General features: G+C 65.4%; 15 protein-coding genes. 14 read left to right on the forward strand and 1 reads right to left on the reverse strand.

All coding sequences use genetic code 11. The annotated features are described in order from the left end of the window. The first annotated feature begins 11 nt into the window (after window positions 1-11). The 11 genes from ABT304_RS08910 to ABT304_RS08960 all read left to right on the forward strand — a co-directional run bounded on the left by ABT304_RS08910 (window position 12) and on the right by ABT304_RS08960 (window position 13,204). Window positions 12-1,043, forward strand: coding sequence for a zinc-dependent alcohol dehydrogenase (locus tag ABT304_RS08910; protein ID WP_502890302.1), 1,032 nt, complete (start codon window positions 12-14; stop codon window positions 1,041-1,043). 47 nt (window positions 1,044-1,090) lie between these two features. Continuing rightward, complete coding sequence (locus ABT304_RS08915) at window positions 1,091-1,882, forward strand: 2OG-Fe(II) oxygenase (protein ID WP_350714536.1); 792 nt, start codon at window positions 1,091-1,093, stop codon at window positions 1,880-1,882. Window position 1,883: 1 nt separating this feature from the next. Further along, window positions 1,884-2,969 carry a 3-phosphoserine/phosphohydroxythreonine transaminase gene (serC, locus tag ABT304_RS08920; protein ID WP_350714538.1) on the forward strand — a complete coding sequence of 362 codons (1,086 nt, stop codon included), beginning with the start codon at window positions 1,884-1,886 and terminating at the stop codon, window positions 2,967-2,969. A gap of 57 nt (window positions 2,970-3,026) precedes the next feature. Beyond that, window positions 3,027-3,998, forward strand: a complete 972-nt coding sequence (locus ABT304_RS08925; RefSeq protein ID WP_350714540.1) for an NAD-dependent epimerase/dehydratase family protein — start codon at window positions 3,027-3,029, stop codon at window positions 3,996-3,998. Continuing rightward, a complete protein-coding gene (locus ABT304_RS08930) occupies window positions 3,988-5,820 on the forward strand; it encodes a B12-binding domain-containing radical SAM protein (RefSeq protein ID WP_350714541.1) in 1,833 nt (610 codons plus the stop codon). Before ABT304_RS08925 ends, ABT304_RS08930 begins: the two co-directional genes overlap by 11 nt. A 23-nt stretch (window positions 5,821-5,843) precedes the next feature. Then, window positions 5,844-6,983, forward strand: a complete 1,140-nt coding sequence (locus ABT304_RS08935; RefSeq protein ID WP_350714543.1) for a DegT/DnrJ/EryC1/StrS family aminotransferase — start codon at window positions 5,844-5,846, stop codon at window positions 6,981-6,983. 3 nt (window positions 6,984-6,986) lie between these two features. Then, window positions 6,987-7,955: a glycosyltransferase gene (locus tag ABT304_RS08940; RefSeq protein ID WP_350714545.1), complete on the forward strand. Its 969-nt coding sequence runs from the start codon at window positions 6,987-6,989 to the stop codon at window positions 7,953-7,955. Further along, window positions 7,952-9,088: a glycosyltransferase family 4 protein gene (locus tag ABT304_RS08945; RefSeq protein WP_350714547.1), complete on the forward strand. Its 1,137-nt coding sequence runs from the start codon at window positions 7,952-7,954 to the stop codon at window positions 9,086-9,088. Before ABT304_RS08940 ends, ABT304_RS08945 begins: the two co-directional genes overlap by 4 nt. 280 nt (window positions 9,089-9,368) lie before the next feature. Then, the gene (locus ABT304_RS08950) at window positions 9,369-10,418 is read left to right on the forward strand and encodes a phenylalanine--tRNA ligase subunit alpha (protein ID WP_350714549.1); all 1,050 of its coding nucleotides are present in this window, start codon (window positions 9,369-9,371) and stop codon (window positions 10,416-10,418) included. Window positions 10,419-10,432: 14 nt separating this feature from the next. Beyond that, window positions 10,433-12,487 carry a phenylalanine--tRNA ligase subunit beta gene (locus ABT304_RS08955; RefSeq protein WP_350714551.1) on the forward strand — a complete coding sequence of 685 codons (2,055 nt, stop codon included), beginning with the start codon at window positions 10,433-10,435 and terminating at the stop codon, window positions 12,485-12,487. A gap of 15 nt (window positions 12,488-12,502) precedes the next feature. Beyond that, entirely contained in the window at window positions 12,503-13,204 is a 702-nt protein-coding gene (locus tag ABT304_RS08960; RefSeq protein ID WP_350714681.1) for a class I SAM-dependent methyltransferase, read from the forward strand. Window positions 13,205-13,308: 104 nt separating this feature from the next. On the opposite strand, the gene ABT304_RS08965 is transcribed toward ABT304_RS08960, so the two are convergent. Continuing rightward, window positions 13,309-14,526, reverse strand: coding sequence for a hypothetical protein (locus tag ABT304_RS08965; protein WP_350714553.1), 1,218 nt, complete (start codon window positions 14,524-14,526; stop codon window positions 13,309-13,311). A 68-nt stretch (window positions 14,527-14,594) separates the two neighbouring features. On the opposite strand from ABT304_RS08965, the gene ABT304_RS08970 reads away from it, so the two are divergent. From ABT304_RS08970 to ABT304_RS08980, 3 genes are all read left to right on the forward strand, one after another. Then, window positions 14,595-14,768 (forward strand): hypothetical protein, encoded by a 174-nt coding sequence (locus ABT304_RS08970; protein WP_350714555.1) that lies wholly within the window; start codon window positions 14,595-14,597, stop codon window positions 14,766-14,768. Window positions 14,769-14,911: 143 nt separating this feature from the next. Further along, entirely contained in the window at window positions 14,912-15,496 is a 585-nt protein-coding gene (locus ABT304_RS08975) for a Pycsar system effector family protein (RefSeq protein WP_350714557.1), read from the forward strand. 8 nt (window positions 15,497-15,504) lie between these two features. After that, window positions 15,505-16,233 carry an adenylate/guanylate cyclase domain-containing protein gene (locus ABT304_RS08980; protein ID WP_350714559.1) on the forward strand — a complete coding sequence of 243 codons (729 nt, stop codon included), beginning with the start codon at window positions 15,505-15,507 and terminating at the stop codon, window positions 16,231-16,233. Window positions 16,234-16,632 lie beyond the last annotated feature (399 nt).

Below are 16,632 nucleotides of genomic sequence, written 5' to 3' on the forward strand. Positions count from 1 at the left end.
GGCTGCTCACCATGCCCGAGCCAGGAGTCCTGCGACGCGTCATCGTCAAGGACCCAGTTGCTGGTCCGGGCCAGATCCGGCTTCGGGTCGCGTGCGTAGGTGTCTGCGGCTCAGACGTCGAGATATTCACCGGGGCCCGACCACCGAAAATCGTTCACGGCCACCCAGTGGTCGGCCACGAGGTCTCCGGAGTAGTGGACCAGATCGGCGAGGGTGTGACCGGCGTGAGGATCGGGGACCGGGTCACCTGCATCGAAGGCTGGGGTGCGATGGCCGACTACCTGGTCACAACTCCGACCAACACTCTGGTCCTCGACGACCGGATCGACCTGGCCGACGGCTGCTTACTCGAAGTCCTGCCCGGCGTTGCGATGGCAGCATGGGACACCGGAATCGAACGAGGCTCCGACGTCCTCTTCGTCGGTCAGGGACTTAGCGGTCTGCTCATCACAGTTCTTGCTGGCCTTCACGGTTGTCGGAGCCTGACGGTTGTCGACCCCAGCTCCGCCAAGGTCGCCCTGGCCGGCGAGTTCGGTGCAACCGAGGCATGGGTCGGACGGATCCAAGACGTGGCCGGCGACCTCGGTGACGCGCACCCCCGCGGGTTCGATCTGGCGATCGTGGCCACGCGAACCTGCGTCGTCAACGACGTGGTGCCACTCATGCGCCCGCGATCGCGAATCGTCGCGTACGGCGGATTGGAGCACGAAGCATCCATCGATGTGATGGCGCTGCACCGCCGCAGCGTCTCCCTGATCAAGGAAGGCGAGATGGTCAACGGAGTCCGCCAAGCACGGGCGAGATGGCACGAAGCGATGCGACTCATCACCGATGGCCTGGTGCCGTTGCGTCGCCTCCGCACCCACGATCTGCCGATGGCCGAGGCGGAAGCCGCGCTACGGCTGCGGGCCGACCCCGATACGGACGCGATCCACGTCGTTCTGCACACCGATATCGACGAGACCGGACCCGCGAACGGCGACGCAACCACGTACCTGGGGTCATCGCGGGGAGTTCCCCGCCGGATTCGCTCGCACTGCTGACCGCAGCCGCATCCGCACCGACGAACGAGACTGAGGAGAGAAGAGTCATGACCTGGGACGTCATCACGACCGACCATCTCGACAAGGACCTGCTGGTCGACCTGAGGAACGAGCGTCTGGCGGCCGTGCGGGTGCCGGGCTTCTGCGACCCGGAGGCACGCCGGCGCATCGTCGGACATTTGATCCGGCACCCCGATCGAACCAACTACCGCGTCCGGTGGGCCAGCCGCGGACCCGACGGTGCCGGTGTCCAGCCGGGCCGCGACTTCACCGCGACAGACTCTGATCGCGTCGGGCCAGTGGACACCGCACACGACGGATCAGCGCAATCCACGGGAGCCGTGGAGGCGATTCGCGAGGTCCGAGCTGCTGCAGCCCCTGCACTTGCCCCCATCGATCGACTCCGGCTCGAACTCGACGAGGTCGCGCCCCGCGGCGCCGGCGTGTACCGAAAGGACGGCAGGATCAGCTTGGCCGGCGTCGGCCGGGTCATGGACTCCTCCGGTGAACTGGTTCATGCCGACACCGGTCGCCGCAACTGCCTGACCGCCAACGTCTACCTGCGCATGCCGAAAGAAGGCGGAGGCACCCGCATCTGGAAGCACGACGGCGACTACCGCAACTCGACCCAGTCCTATCTGTTCGGGCCTGACGAGATCCCAGGGTCCGCGCCGTGCTGCCTGGTCAAGCCCGACGAGGGCGACCTGGTTGTGTGGAACCCAGCTCTGCCGCACGCCGTACGGCCGTTCGAAGACGCGCCCAGGCTCACGATGCAGACCTGGCTGCTATTCGAGGACGGCCTAACGGCGGACGACTTCGCGATCAGGCTGCTGAACTGACATGGCCGACCTTAGATTCTCCTTCAGTGCGGGGCCAGCCGCGCTTCCTTCGCCGGTACGAGAGCGGATCCGCGAGGACTTCGCCGGCTGGGACGGGGGGCGCACCTCGATCCTCGAGGTATCCCAGTGGAACCCGCGCTTGCTGGACACCTTCGCCAAGGTCGAGACCGACCTTCGCGAGATCCTCACCGTCCCCGACGACTACGCGGTTCTGTTTCTGCACGGCGGCGCCTCGAACCAGTTCGCGATGGTCCCGATGAACATGCTGGGCGATGGCGGGCGGGCCGACTACCTCCACACCGGCCTCTGGTCAGGCAAAGCTGTACAGGAAGCGCGCCGCTACGGGCAGGTGAACGTGGCGGCCTCCACCGCCGGGACCGAGTTCCGCTCCGTGCCAGCACAACGTGAGCTCGCCTTGGACACCACCGCGCACTACGTCCACTACACACCCGTCGAGACCGCGCACGGTGTGCAGTTCGACTACACGCCCGAGACCGGCGACGTGCCCCTGGTTGCCGACGCGACGGCCGCCCTGCTGGCCACACCGCTCGACATCGGCTCCCACGGCGTTGTGTACGCCTCGACTCAGAAGAACCTAGGAGTGGTGGGCATGACGGTGGTCATCGTCCGCCGGGACCTGATCGGTCACGCCGCACCATTCACCCCAACGACCTTCGACTACGCGGTGCACCAGCGCACCTCCAGTCGGTTCACCACCCCTCCGGTCTTCGCCTGGTATGTCACGGGCCTGGTCCTCGACTGGGTCCGCGACCAGGGCGGCCAGCCCGCGATGATCGAACGGAGCCGGCGACGGGCCGAGGCCCTCTATTCGACGATCGACGCCTCGGCCATGTTCACCGCACCGGTGGACTCCACCTCGCGCGCCTGGACCAACGTAGTCTTCACGCTGTCGGACGCCAACCTGACCGAGATCTTCCTGAAAGAGGCCGAGGAAGAAGGTCTCGCCGACCTGCGCGGCCACTCCGCCGTTGGCGGGATTCGGGCCAGCCTTTATCTCGGCATGCCAGAAGCCGGCGCTCACGCCTTGGGCGCGTTCCTGACCGACTTCGAGGCCCGCCATGGCTGAAACCCGGAACCCCACGGGCAACGCCACGGCCGCCGAAGACATCCCTGGAGGACGGCGATGACCATCGTGGTCACCGGTGCAGCCGGATTCATTGGGGCGAACCTGGTGCGGTACCTGCGCGAGACAGCCGGCCGGGACATCGTCGCCATCGACCGGCGCGAGCCGACGTCACTAACGGGCGTGAAATACCTGCGAGCGGATCTCAGCATGCCCAGTGACGGGGTCGAGAAGGCCCTCGGCGAGGCCGAAGCGATCCTGCACCTGGCAGGCTTCCCGGGGGTACGTGAGCGCGGCCCGGACGTCGCCGGCCGGCGGCATCGGGACAACGTGATCGCCACCCGCCGCGTCCTCGAGAGCACGCCACCAGACACCCCGATCGTGGTCACGTCGTCCTCGTCCGTCTATGGCGGCTCGGACGGAACCCCCTGCTCAGAGGACCAGCCGCCGCGCCCTCGTGGCGGGTACGCCGAGAGCAAGGTCTTGGCCGAACGCCTGTGCGCTGCCCGTGCCGCCGCTGGAGGTGCCGTGGTCGCGGCCCGCCTGTTCACGGTGGCCGGCGAGGGCCAGCGTCCCGATATGGCACTTTCCAGGTGGGTCAAAGCGGTCGCAGCGGAGCAACCGGTCCACGTGTACGGAAGCCTGGAACGCACCCGTGACATCACAGACGTCCGGGACGTGTGCATATCTCTGCTCGCCTTGGCAGATAACCGCGTCCAAGGTGTCGTGAACGTCGGCACGGGGACGCCGCACACGCTGCGCGACATGCTCGCCGCAGTCGAGACCGCTCTGGGAAGGGTGGCCCAGGTCGAGGTCAGACCCGCGCACCATGACGACCCCGCCGCCACGCTTGCCGACCCGACCCGCCTGACGCAGACAACGGGCATTCGCCCACACACCAACATTCCCGGACTCGTACGCCGCCAAGCCGTCGCAGCGCTCGGCCCACTCGCCGGCGACGACTCAGACCGGAGGCCCAACGTCGGGTCCTCGCCCGAACTCTCAGCGACTGGAGCAAGCCATGACCTCTGAGGTGCTTCTCATCCACCCTCCCTACTGGGACCCCTACGGACCGCCGGCGTCGACGGCAGCCCTGACCGGCCACCTGCGTACCAACGGCGTACGCGCCACCCAGATCGACCTGAACGCGCTGTTCTTCGCCGACCGCTACGGCCAGATGACCGATGACGCACTGGCCGACTTCCAGAACCCGGACGCCTACCACGAGAAGGTGCCGCACGAGCACAAGGTCGTGCTCGGTGACCAGGGTCATCGTGACGACCTGCTCGGCCACCACGGCATCGACCCTGACGTGCTCCAGATGCCCCGCCACCGACAAGCGATCGCCACCTGGGATCTCGGTCGCCTCAACGTCCTCGACGCGATCATCCACTACGGCTACTTCGTCAACCAGGACGCCGACATCGCCCGCGCCCTGGTCGACCCGACCGTCCTCGACGGCCAGGCATGGCGCCCGCTGCGCGACCTCTTCCTGGCACGAGTCATGAAGATGATCGAAGCGGAGGACCCCGTCGTCGTCGGATTCTCGATCCTGGGGGAGCAGCAGCTGGCGGCCACGATCGCCTGCACTCACTGGCTTCGCGAAGCCGGCTACCAGAAGCTGGTCGTGTGGGGCGGCTCGGACATCCGCAGATCCCGCGAGCTAGCAGGGCGCGGCGAGTCCTGGTGGCGGACCCTTCCTGACTTCCTGTGCCTGGGGGAGGGCGAGAGCGCCATCTTGGCGCTCGCGCGGCGCGGGCGGGCGGCCCGTGAGGCTGGATGCGCCGACTGGCGCACGGCCATTCGTCTCGCGCGTGACCCACGCTCGGAGGACTTCATCGGAGGTCTCATCGCCCAGCCGCTGACCAGGACCCTGCTCCCAGCTAAGCGGTACGAGCAGGTGGCCACCCTCGCCCAGTACGACTACGACGGGTTCGACGTCCACGACGGCTACCTCATGCCATGGCCGATAGTCCCCTACCAGGGCTCCCGCGGATGCCACTGGGGGATATGCACCTTCTGCGACCACGAGGAGGGCTACCGGCTGCACTACCGACCCAAGAGCTCGGTCCAGGTCGTCGACCACATGGAGCACCTACGCAATCAGTTCGGCATCACCCACCTGCAGTTCGTGGACGAGGCCATCGAACCGACCTGGATGAGCGACCTCAACGACGAGATCGAGACCCGCGGCCTCACCGGCGTCTACCGATGGTCGAACTACTCCAAGATCGCGAAGGAGGTCGACTATCAGGCTCTCAGCCGCAGCTACCGCAACGGGTGTCGGCTCATCCTGTTCGGGGTGGAGTCGTTCCAGCAGAAGGCCCTGAACACCGTTCGCAAGGGAATCCGCCGAAACGACATCTTCACCACCCTGCGCGACACGTACCGCTCCGGAATCCGATCCTGGATCTGGCTCATCTCCGGCCTCCCCTCCCAGACCCCCGAGGACGTACGCGCCGACATCACCGATCTCCGCTCGATACGCGGAGTCGTCGACGCCGTCTCGGTGGGGCGCTACCGGATCTCAGCCAACTCCGACCTATACCGGGAGGCCGCCAAGTTCGGGATCGTCGTCAGCGACCTCGACCACCCGATGGACCTGACCTTCGAGATCGAGGGCGAAACCATCCGCCCCGAGGAACTAGCCGAGGTCTTCTACAACGAGTACTACCCGGCCGCGATCGACATGTCACTGACCCACAACCGCTACCTGCTCTTCGCCGATGCGATCAAACGCGAGAACGGCGTGAGCCCGGCCGCAACCGACCGACGGCGAAAAGCCACCTCGCGGCCGCCGCGGACCGTTGCAGCGATCCAAGCCAGCGCCCAAGCAGGACTGGGGAACATCTGATGAGCGTGAACAAGGAGCAACCCGTGATTCCTCTGTTCAAGGTCGCCATGGCGGAGAAGGCCCGCAGCATGGTTGGCGACGTCGTCGCGAGCGGCTGGGTCGGCGAGGGACCCGTCGTCGCCGAGTTCGAGGACCACCTCCGTCAGCGGCTGAGTACCCCACACGTCGTTACCGTGAACTCTGCCACCTCCGGCCTCCACCTGGCCTTGCACATGACAGCCGGCCCCGGCAGACCAACGCAGGAAGACGAGCCTGAAGGCGTCGGGGAGGTCCTCACCACCGCCATGACCTGTGCGGCGACCAACTGGCCGATCCTCGCCAACGGTCTACGCGTTCGATGGGTCGACATCGACCCAACCACCCTCAACATCGACCTCGACGACCTCGCCGCGAAGATCACTCCATCGACCCGAGCGATCGTCGTGGTCCACTGGGCAGGCTCCCCGCTCGACCTCGACCGCCTCAGCACCATCCTGGATGAGGCCGAAGCCAGGCACGGCGTCCGGCCCACGGTCATCGAAGACTGTGCCCACGCCTTGGGCGCCACCTACGCCGGAAGGCCACTCGGGACCCACGGCAACATCGCCGTCTACAGCTTCCAGGCGATCAAGCACCTCACCACCGGCGACGGCGGCGCCATCGTGTTCCCGAACGCCGAACTCACCGAACGAGCCCGCCTGCTCCGCTGGTACGGCATCGACCGACGCCTCCCCGAGGCCACCAGGCTTGCCAGCGATATCGGCGAGTACGGGTTCAAGTTCCACATGAACGACATCTGCGCCACCATCGGCCTGGCCAACCTGACCGACGTCGACACCCGCATCGCCCGCCACCAGGACAATGCTGCGTTCTACGACCGCGAACTGAAGGGCGTCACCGGGCTGGAGACCCTCACAACTCCCGTAGGTGGACGGTCCGCGTGCTGGCTCTACACCGTGCTCGTCGAGCGCAGGTCCGACTTCGAGACCCACATGGCCGGGGCCGGAATCGCAACCAGCCCGGTGCACCGCCGCAACGATCTCTACAGCGTCGTGGCCGACTCCCGCGCCCCGCTACCAGGCTTGGACTCGGTGGCGGACCGGATGGTGTCAATCCCTGTTGGCTGGTGGGTCTCCGAGACTGACCGGGAGCACATCGTCGAGACCATCCGGAAGGGCTGGTGACCGTTGAACCACACGCCTACGCCCGTCCGGCTGCTCGCGATCCCGATAGCCGGCCGTGAGACCGCCTCCTCCCGGCTGCGCCTGCACGACATCATTCCCGAACTGCCCGCTCGGTTCGAGCCCACCATCCTCACACCCCGCGAGGACGCCGACCTGGAAGCGCACGATCCCAGCGGCTTCGATGTGATCTACATCCAAAAGGACGCGCGCGCCGAAGTCCTCGAGTTCGCCAAGCGAGCCGCAGCCGCTGGCGTACCCGTTATCTACGACATCGACGACGACTTCGGCACCTGGCCCAGCATGGACGAAGCCACGATGTGCCAACTCGCCACCAGCGTCACCGTCGACAGCCCGGGACGCGCCGAAGCACTACGTGGCCTCACGCGCACCGAACCGGTCGTCCTGCCTTGCATGATCGACCTCGCCGGCGACCCCGCTAGACAGAGCCCCCACCGACGACGCGGCGACGTCACCACGGTCGCCTCATTCGGCAACTTGGTGAGCCTGCGGAACACGCTCGACTACATGAGCGCCGCAGCAGCCCACCACGACACCTATCTCATCGGACCCGCCGACGCCGGCCAAGAACTGCCAGGACACCGGGTGGTTCCCTTCAACGTTGCCACCTTCGTCGCTGACCTGCTTGCCGCGGACGTCTTCATCCTGGCCCACGGCGATAACGAGGCACCTCTGAAGGACAACAACCGACTGATCATGGCCATGTCCCTCGGCATCCCGTGCCTCGTCTCGCCCAGTCCGGCCTACCTCGACGTACTCGCCGAGCTCGGGCTCGAGTGGCTGACATGTGGCCCTGAGGAGGTTGGCGCCCGGCTCGCCGTACTTGCCGACCCCAGCCTCCGAGCCAAGATCGGCCGCCTCTGCTCGACGTACGCGTGGGCGCACTACCGGCCGCAACGATGTGCGGACATCCTCGCCGGCGTGCTCGATACCGATTCTGAGGGGGTCTCATGACCATGCGGCCAACTCGGGTGTGCTTCCTTAACCCATTCGGGTACGAGCTCTTCGACCCCGCCACCCGCGCGTCGCGCGTCTTCGGCGGTGCCGAAGTGCAGCTCTACTACCTGGCCACCGCGCTCGCCGCCCTCGAGAAATTCTCGGTCTCGATGATCGTCGAGAGCGCGAACCTCCGCCATCAGCAGGTGGTCGAGGGAGTGAAGATGATCCCGGTCCGCCCGGAGCCTCCAGCCCTGGCCCGGCTCCGGGACCGGATCCCGATTCCCTCGCTCCGGTACCTGTCTGCGATGCGCACGGCTGATGCCGACATCTACCTACAACGCGGCGGCGCGGTCCAGACTGGCGACGTCGCGCTCCACTGCAGGGTTGCACGCCGCCGGTTCGTATTCATGGCCGCTCACGACTGGGACTGCGACCACCACCACCGAGGCGGCAGCCAGTACCTCGCCGGGACCTACTACGTCGCCGGCCTACACCGCGCCGACCTCGTCTACGCCCAATCGCAGTTCCAGCAAGACCAACTCCAACGGCATCACCACACGAGCAGTGCCGTGCAACGGACCGTCTATCCAGCGGCTCCTGTCTCCAGCCCTGATGAGCGGGAGCACGTTCTCTGGGTTGGTCGCTGCGTGGACTGGAAGCGCCCGATGGCGTTCCTCGACCTCGCCGAGGCCCGCCCCGATGTTCCCTTTATGATGGCGTGCGCGCCCTACGAGGGCGCCCACGACCTGTACGTCTCAGTCGCGGCACGTGCAGACCTGATGCCTAACGTGGAGTTCCTGGGCTTCGTCCCCTTCGCAGCCACCGACGATCTCTTCCGGAACGCGCGCGTCATCGTCAACACCTCAACCGTGGAGGGTTTCCCGAACACCTTCGTCCAGGCGGCTCGCGTAGCGACACCGGTCTTGTCGCTGGAAGTCGACCCCGACCGTGTCCTGGAGACAGGCGGCTTCGGTGCCTGCGCCGACGGGAACCCGGCGACGCTCGCCGAACAGCTCGACCAGATGCTCGACAACGCGACCTGGCGGCGCCACTCAGCCAACGCACTGGACTACTTCCGAACTACCCACGACCTCGAGACGATCCTCCCCGCGTTCGCTCGGTCGCTGGAGGACCTGTGTCGATCATGAACCGCTTGCATCTCACTGGCCGTTACGGTGTGCCTGTTGCGACCCATCCTCCGGACATGACACCATGCAGCCATGTCTTGCCGCGCACTCCGATTTATCAGCCCCGGGCTGTCGGGGCTGCTGCGTGCGCTGATCTGAGGGTTCTCCTCGCTGCGTGGCCGTGTCCTCCGACGGTCTCGGGGGTTTCTGAACGCCCACAGCTCGCTTCGGCCATCTCTGTCACCCGTTGGCCGGCGACACAGACCAGGGGAGTGCGCTCCCCGGATTCGAGAACACGACGATGAGCACGACATTGCTCCAACAGATCTCTCAGACCCGCGAGACCGCCCACCAACTGATCACGTCCGCGACGACAGTGGCCGAGCTCGATACCGCCCGCCGTGAGTTCCTGGGCAAGTCCGGGTCTCTTCCCGCTATGCGCCGGGGCCTCGGCAGTCTTGCGGCCGAAGACCGCCGGACTGTGGGCGCTGCTCTTCACGAGGCTCAGCAGAGCCTCACTGCTGCGATCGATGAGCGAGAGCAGGCACTGTTAGATGCCGAGCCGGCGCTGTCGACTCCATTGGATGTCGCCCTGCCGGGGCTGCCCGCCGGCGCCGGTGGGCTTCACCCGACCATCCAGCTCATGTACGACCTCGATGACGCCTTCGCCGCGCTCAACTTCGACCGGTTCACTGGACCAGAGATCAGCTCGGAGTTGTATGAGTTCGACAACCTCAACTTCCCGCCCGAGCACCCCGCCCGCGAGAGCATGGACACCTTCTGGCTCGCCGGGATGGACGGTCGTACGGCGGGGGAGAGGCTTGCGCTGCGCCCACATCTGACGGGCGCGAGTGTCAGGTACATGCGTGAGCACGAGCCACCGTTTCGGTTCGTCTATCCCGGTCGGGTTTATCGCAACGAGACCACGGATGCGCGGCACGAGCGTGCCTTCTTCCAGTACGAGGTGCTGCTGGTCGATGAGAAGGTCTCGATCACCGCCGGGAAGGCGCTGGTCGACACGATCTTGGACACCACCTTCGGGCACCCCGTGACCACCAGGATGCGGACCGGGTTCTTCCCCTTCGTCGAGCCCGGCTTCGAGATTGACATGCAGTGCCAGGTCTGCGGCGGTGCCGGTTGCCGCACCTGCCACCAGGTCGGCTGGCTGGAGATTATGCCCGGCGGCGTCCCCCACCCCAACGTGCTCCGCGCCGGCGGTCTCGACCCGGACCGGTGGACCGGGTTCTACGTCAACGTCGGCCTCGACCGGCTCGTCATGATGCGTTACGGCATCGATGACGTCCGGCTCATGCACTCGGCCGACCTCCGCTACCTGCGCCAGTTCGCCTGAGAGGACACGCGACGATGAAGATCTCACTCGAGTGGCTCTCCGACTACGTCGACGTCCCCGCCGAGGTCGACGTGACCGAACTCGCCCACCAGCTCACCCTCAAGACCGTCGAGGTCGAGGAAGTCACTGCTGTCGAGGGTGACACGATCCTCGAGATCGACAACAAGTCACTCACCAACCGCCCCGACCTGTGGGGCCACTACGGCATCGCGCGCGAGCTCGCCGCGATCTACGGGCGACCACTGCGCCCGCTCGCCGCGGCGACCTACCCGACTCCCACCGATGGCCTGGTCGGGTCGCCGGACCCGGAGGTGTGCACCCGGTTCGCCGCCGCGACTTTCACGACGGAGACCGATCAGACTCCCGATTGGATCCGCGAACGGCTGATTCGGATCGGGGAGGGCTTGGTCCATCCGTTGGTGGACCTGTCGAACTACGTGATGTTCACGACCGGGCAGCCCACCCATGTCTACGACGCGGACAAGGTCACCCTCCCACTCACCGCGGCAACCGCCACGGAGCCAGGTGAGCTGACGCTGCTGAACACGGAATCGGTCAAGATCGACACCGGGTTCCCGGTCATCCGCGACGCCCATGACGTCGTCGCGGCAGCCGGCGTCATGGGCGGTGATGGCAGCGCCCTCAGTCAGGGCAGCCGCCGCTTCGTACTGGAAGCCGCAACGTTCCGCCCCCAACCAGTCCGCCGAGCCAGCCAGCGACTCGGGATGCGTACCGATGCCTCGGCCCGATACGAGAAGGGGCTTGACACCCAACGCGTCGACCAGGCCCTCGGCCTGTTCCTGCAGCTCCTCCCGCAGGTCGCTCCTGGTGTCGAGGTCGCCGGGATCCAGGACATCAGCGTCGAGCCGACCAGCCAAGCAACCGTTGACATCGACCGAGCGTTCATGATTGACCGGATCGGCGAGGACCTGGGCGATGACACCGTCCACACCACCTTGCGTGCGCTCGGCTTCGGCACCGACCAAGACGGCGACCGATTCCACATCACCGTCCCGACCTGGCGTTCCACCGGGGACGTGTCGATGCGACACGACATCGTCGAGGAAGTCGCCCGGATCTACGGCTACGACCGGCTCGCGATCGCCGAGATGTCGGTGGTACTCAAGCCGGTCAGGTCGCTGCACCGGCGCGGCCTCGACCGCGAGATACGCGAACAGCTCGCCCTTCGCGCCGGGTTGCAGGAGGTCATCACCTACCCCTGGGCCACAGATCATCTTCTGGCCGCCACCGGGTACGACAAGAGCAAGACGGTGCTGTTCGATGGCGCGACGGCTCCCGACCGGGACTCGCTGCGCCCATCCTTGCTACCCAACCTCCTCGAGGCACTCGCCTCCAACCTGCGCTACCAGACCAGCGTCGAGATCTTCGAGGTCGGCACCGTCTTCAGCGCCACACGCTGGGAGCCCTACCAGGGCGAGTACGAGGCCATGCCCGAACAAAGGCAGCGGCTCGGCGTGGTGCTCGCCGGAGCTGACGGGGTCGAGCTGTTCCGCAGGCTCAAGGGCATCATCGAGACCGTGCGTCGCCACTGCCACATCGTCGACCTCACCTTCGATACTGAAACCGACGCAACCTGGGCCGACCCGTCGGCACAGCTCGAGATCCACGCCGGTGACCAGGCGGCCGGGACCCTCGCCCTGCTCACCCCACGCCTGCGCAGACATGCAGGCATCGGGAACACACAGGTGGCCTACGCCGAGATCGACCTCGGGGTCCTAGAGGCGCACCCCTCACGGGAGAACCAGTACAAGGCGGTGCCGGAACTCCCAGCGACCGGCTTCGACCTGTCCGTCCTCGCTGCCGACGACGTCACCTGGGAGCAGGTGGTCCGAGTAACGACCGCCGTCGACGACCTGGTTCGCGAAGTTCGATACGGCGGGGAATACCGAGGCGCCGACTGGATCCCAGAGGGGCACCGCTCACTGACCTTGCAGGTCGTCCTGCAACCCATCGACACCACGCTCACCGCAGAACGAATCCGAAGCATCCGAACAAAGGTGCTCGAGGCGCTCGAAGGCGAACTCGGCGCTCGGACTCGGACGGACTGACCTGTCTTGGATGACGTGTTCGGGGCCATGCTCACTGCGGCGTTCGAGGACCGCTCGGTGCTGGAGATCGTCGAGAGGGATGACGGTTTCCTCAACAGGCTCTCCGCCGCGCGGTATTTCGACCCCGTATCGGAGTGGAGCGCTGTCGACCGGTGGGCCTTGGACCAGTGCCGCGGCAGAGTGTTGGACATCGGTGCCGGCGGCGGCCGTGCCGCGCTTGAGCTCCAGAGGCGTGGGCACGACGTCGTCGCGCTGGACTCATCGCTGGGCGCGATCAACGTGTGCAGAAAACGAGGTGTGCAGCAGACGGTCCATGGAAACCTGGAGCGCTACGCGAACCTTGCCGAGTTCGACACCTACCTGCTCTTCGGCAACAACTTGGGCCTACTTGAGTCACCAACTCATGGCCAGGCCGTTCTCGATGCCATCGCATCCGCCGCACGTCCCGACGCAATCATCGTCGGGACTTCCACGCGACCGACTGCAACAACGAATCCGGTGCACCTTCGGTACCACGAATCGAATATCGCCCGCGGGCGGTTGCCTGGCCAGCTGCGGTTGCGAAGCCGGTATCAGGACCGCGTATCAGACTGGTTCGACTACCTGCTGTTCGAGCAGGAACAGCTCGACGAAATCCTTCAGAAGGCAAACTGGCGCAGGTTGTGCACCTTCGAAGAAAACGAGAACTATGCGACCGTCATCACCCTCGATACGTAGCCCAAACGACTCAAGTCCATAGTCCAAAACAGTGGGAGGCGACATGCTTACTTGATCGATCGAGTTCACCCACCTGCTGGCCGTCTCCAGTACTCGGTCTTGGGCTACTTCTTGATCGGTCCTGCCCAGTGGAGCAGGTCGGCAGCCAGGTCCTGGGCCATTTCAGGGCTGAGAACGATCTCGGCGCCGGTGTCGTTGACGATGGTGGCGCTGGTACGTGTCACCTTCGCAAGGCGTGGACGTGTGGTGGTCCCTTCTGCCGTGGACTCTGATCCGGGCAGGGCGATGGTGTTGGCCTCTGGCAGTGATGGTTGGTGTGAGTCGATCTCGTGTTCGCGCACGACGAGGATGTCTTCGGCTGCGAACATCTCCTTGACTTGGGCCCAAGTGACGTGAGCAAAGTCGGCACGGCGAGCCACGACCACGCGCCTGATGTCGCGGGAGGTGCCGAAGGTATCGCACTTGTGCCGCTTCACCTGCCGCAGGATCGAGGGAAAGTCGTCGCCCAGGTCAGGCTTCAATTCGACCGCGAACCATGGTGTCTTCTCGGTGCGGTAGGTGTGGATGCCGCCGGTCTGCCACCACTCCATGGGGCGATGCGGTGCCTTTGCCGGTCTCCAGTTCGCAGAGCGGTAGAAGTCGTCGCCATGCCAGCGGCAGTCGGTGTGGTGTGCGCGGCCTATCATCCCCGGGTCACGACGTTTGCAGGGTTCATGGGCGCACGTCGTCGTCTGGGGAGGCTCGGCCTCGGTGCCCTTCTCCTCCATATCGCCCCAGGCCGGTGCCGCGAGATCCCATGTGGGTGGGGCAGCACTCACTGCGTCGTCGCCGCGGCACCGTGACGGTTCAACGCATTCGTGTACGCAGGGGCCACATTCGCAAGGCGGTACATCAAGCATGGTGACGCTGACCTGCGGCAGGTAGGTGTTGAAGGTGACGTCCCAGCCGCCATCTTCGAACTTGATCCCTGCTGCTCCGGCCGGCTCGTGGGTCTCCTGGATAAGGTCGGGGAACTCAGCACGCCAACGCTCCAACCACTCCCACTCCACGTTCGAGGCGGTCGGAGTGAGGTAGTCGTTCTCTTTGTCGAGCAGCTTGGCCAGCGCGAGGCAGTAGTCCTTGTCGAGGAACTTGGCCTGCATCTGGTTGTGCTCGGGGCTGTCTTGCGGTGGCCCGCCGTAGTTAATGATGGTCTGGTACAGCACCGACTCCCGTTCAGCGAATCTGTGCCGGCTCAACAGCCACTCGCAATAGTTTCTGTCCGCCAGCAGCACCTCGATAGGCTGCCCTTTGTACTGGCCGAACGTCACGATCTCAGACACGGCTGTGCTCCTCACCCAGCGCGATGCCGTGCGCTGTCTCAGCAGAAACTCGCCCGAGAAGTCTCCTCATGCCGGACACCCTACTGACCGCCGCCGACATGCATCGCGAGAACAGCGTCCGTCCTGCCGCTCTTGCCGGTGGTCGCGACAGGTTTATGCCGGAGGTCGCCGTTGGTGCCATCGGCCCCGTCGCAGGTATGGCGCATATGACCAAGCTGTCTGTCGGCTGTCTGTCGCTGTGAGGGACATACGCCCCGGCATCGTCGGCCGGAGTCATAGCACGAACTGTGAAGCGTCGACGGGGTTAGGCGGGCCAGCCCTCAGATTGAGTTATCTTCCTACGAGCCCGAGGCGAGGATCCGGCTCGCGTCAATACTCTCCCTGCATGTCTCGATGGCTCTACGCGCGTTGCAAGTGTTCACATGGGGCCATTGAGCAGCCGGACGCGACCGCCGCTACGCCGGACGCGGATCATGCGTGGAGGGCGCTGGCCCTGGTCAATGAATGGATACGCCACTCCGATGCCAAGGCAGGTGTGACACTCGCATTCGCCGGCGTGCTCGGCACCATGACCTTCAACCTGGCGAAGGGCTCAGAGGCTCGATCGCTGGCCTTCGATGTGCTCGTGGTCGTCGCGAGCGCGTTGCTTCTGCTGACGGGCGGGCTCTGTGGCTGGACGCTGACGCCCCGGGTCAACGACAAGGACGCAGCCCGCGACGCAATCAACAGACTGTTCTTCGCGAGCATCTCGAGGAACTTCAAGGGCAGGCGCCAAGAGTTCGCAGACGTGCTCCACACGCTGACCGCCGACCCGGTTGAGCTGACCAGAGACCTCGCGGATCAGATCCACGCCAACGCCAGGATCGCGACGGTGAAGGCCGAGTACGCGAAGTGGGCCATTCGCACAGTGCTCGCCGCAGGCGCCACAGTCGCCGCGCTCGCGATCGTCACCGGAACAGCCAACCTATAGGGAGCGACATGGACGGCAACTACAAGGCATACAACTACACCAGAAGCTCCGACCGCATCAAGGACATCCTGAACCAGCCGGCCGGAGTCTTCGAAGACGTCAACGGTCTGCCTGATCGCGACAGACTTACCTACACCAATGGCTTCTACGGCAACTGCTCAGCGGTCTTCATCGACATCCGAGACTCCTCGGGACTCACCGACAAACACAAGCGCCCCACCCTGGCGAAGATCTATCGGGCATTCATCTCGGAGATGGTGGCGGTGCTCAACTCCGACCCCAACGTAAGAGAGGTGAACATCGTCGGCGACTGCGTCTGGGCCGTGTACAAGACCACACAGAAGACCGAAATCGACGACGTGTTCGGGGTTGCCTCCCAGGCGAACACGCTCCTGAAACTGCTCAACCACCACTACGCGAAGAAGGACATCGATCCGCTCGAAATTGGCATCGGCATCGACTACGGGCGAGTCCTGATGATCAAGGCAGGGTTCAGCGGCAGCGGGATCAACGACGTCGTCTACATGGGAGACGTGGTCAACCGTGCAGCTCACCTCGCGCACGAGGCTGGCCGGGGATGGAACGACCCGTTCTTCGTCGGCGATGACTTCCAATGCAACCTCAACGACCACAACCAGGGCCTGCTCAGGTCGCGCTTCGTATCAGGGCTTGGAACGGTGTACACCGGCAACGTGGTGCGCACGGACATGAATGAATGGATCGAGAGCCTGCAGTAACCCACCACCCGACGCCCGCGAGTCGATCGGCATCGATGATGACGGTCATGGACCCCAAACGCCGCAGCGAGATCCGAACTAGATGCCACCGGCGCCACAGAATCAGCGCAGGTGGCCGAAACGGCTTCATCCTAGGGCCGTCGACCGCATCTGAGCATCCCGCCTCGACCTACTGCGGCCGGCATGGTCTTCTCGCATGCCGCGGGTGTAGCCACGGGCTGAAACTTCAGGGCTCGAGTTGGCACCTTCGGGCGATGTAGTGGGTCAGCCAGGTTCCGGAACCCGTGGCTGGCGACGGGGTGCCCCACTATGTATCGCGACCGAGCTGATGTCCGGCAGGACGATTGGCAAACACCCCTTGGCGCAACCGTGCCTACCGCGTCGCGACCCCGTCGTTCG

Origin of the sequence: Nocardioides sp. NPDC000445 (genome assembly GCF_040300245.1) — a bacterium.
Taxonomy (GTDB): Bacteria; Actinomycetota; Actinomycetes; order Propionibacteriales; family Nocardioidaceae; genus Nocardioides.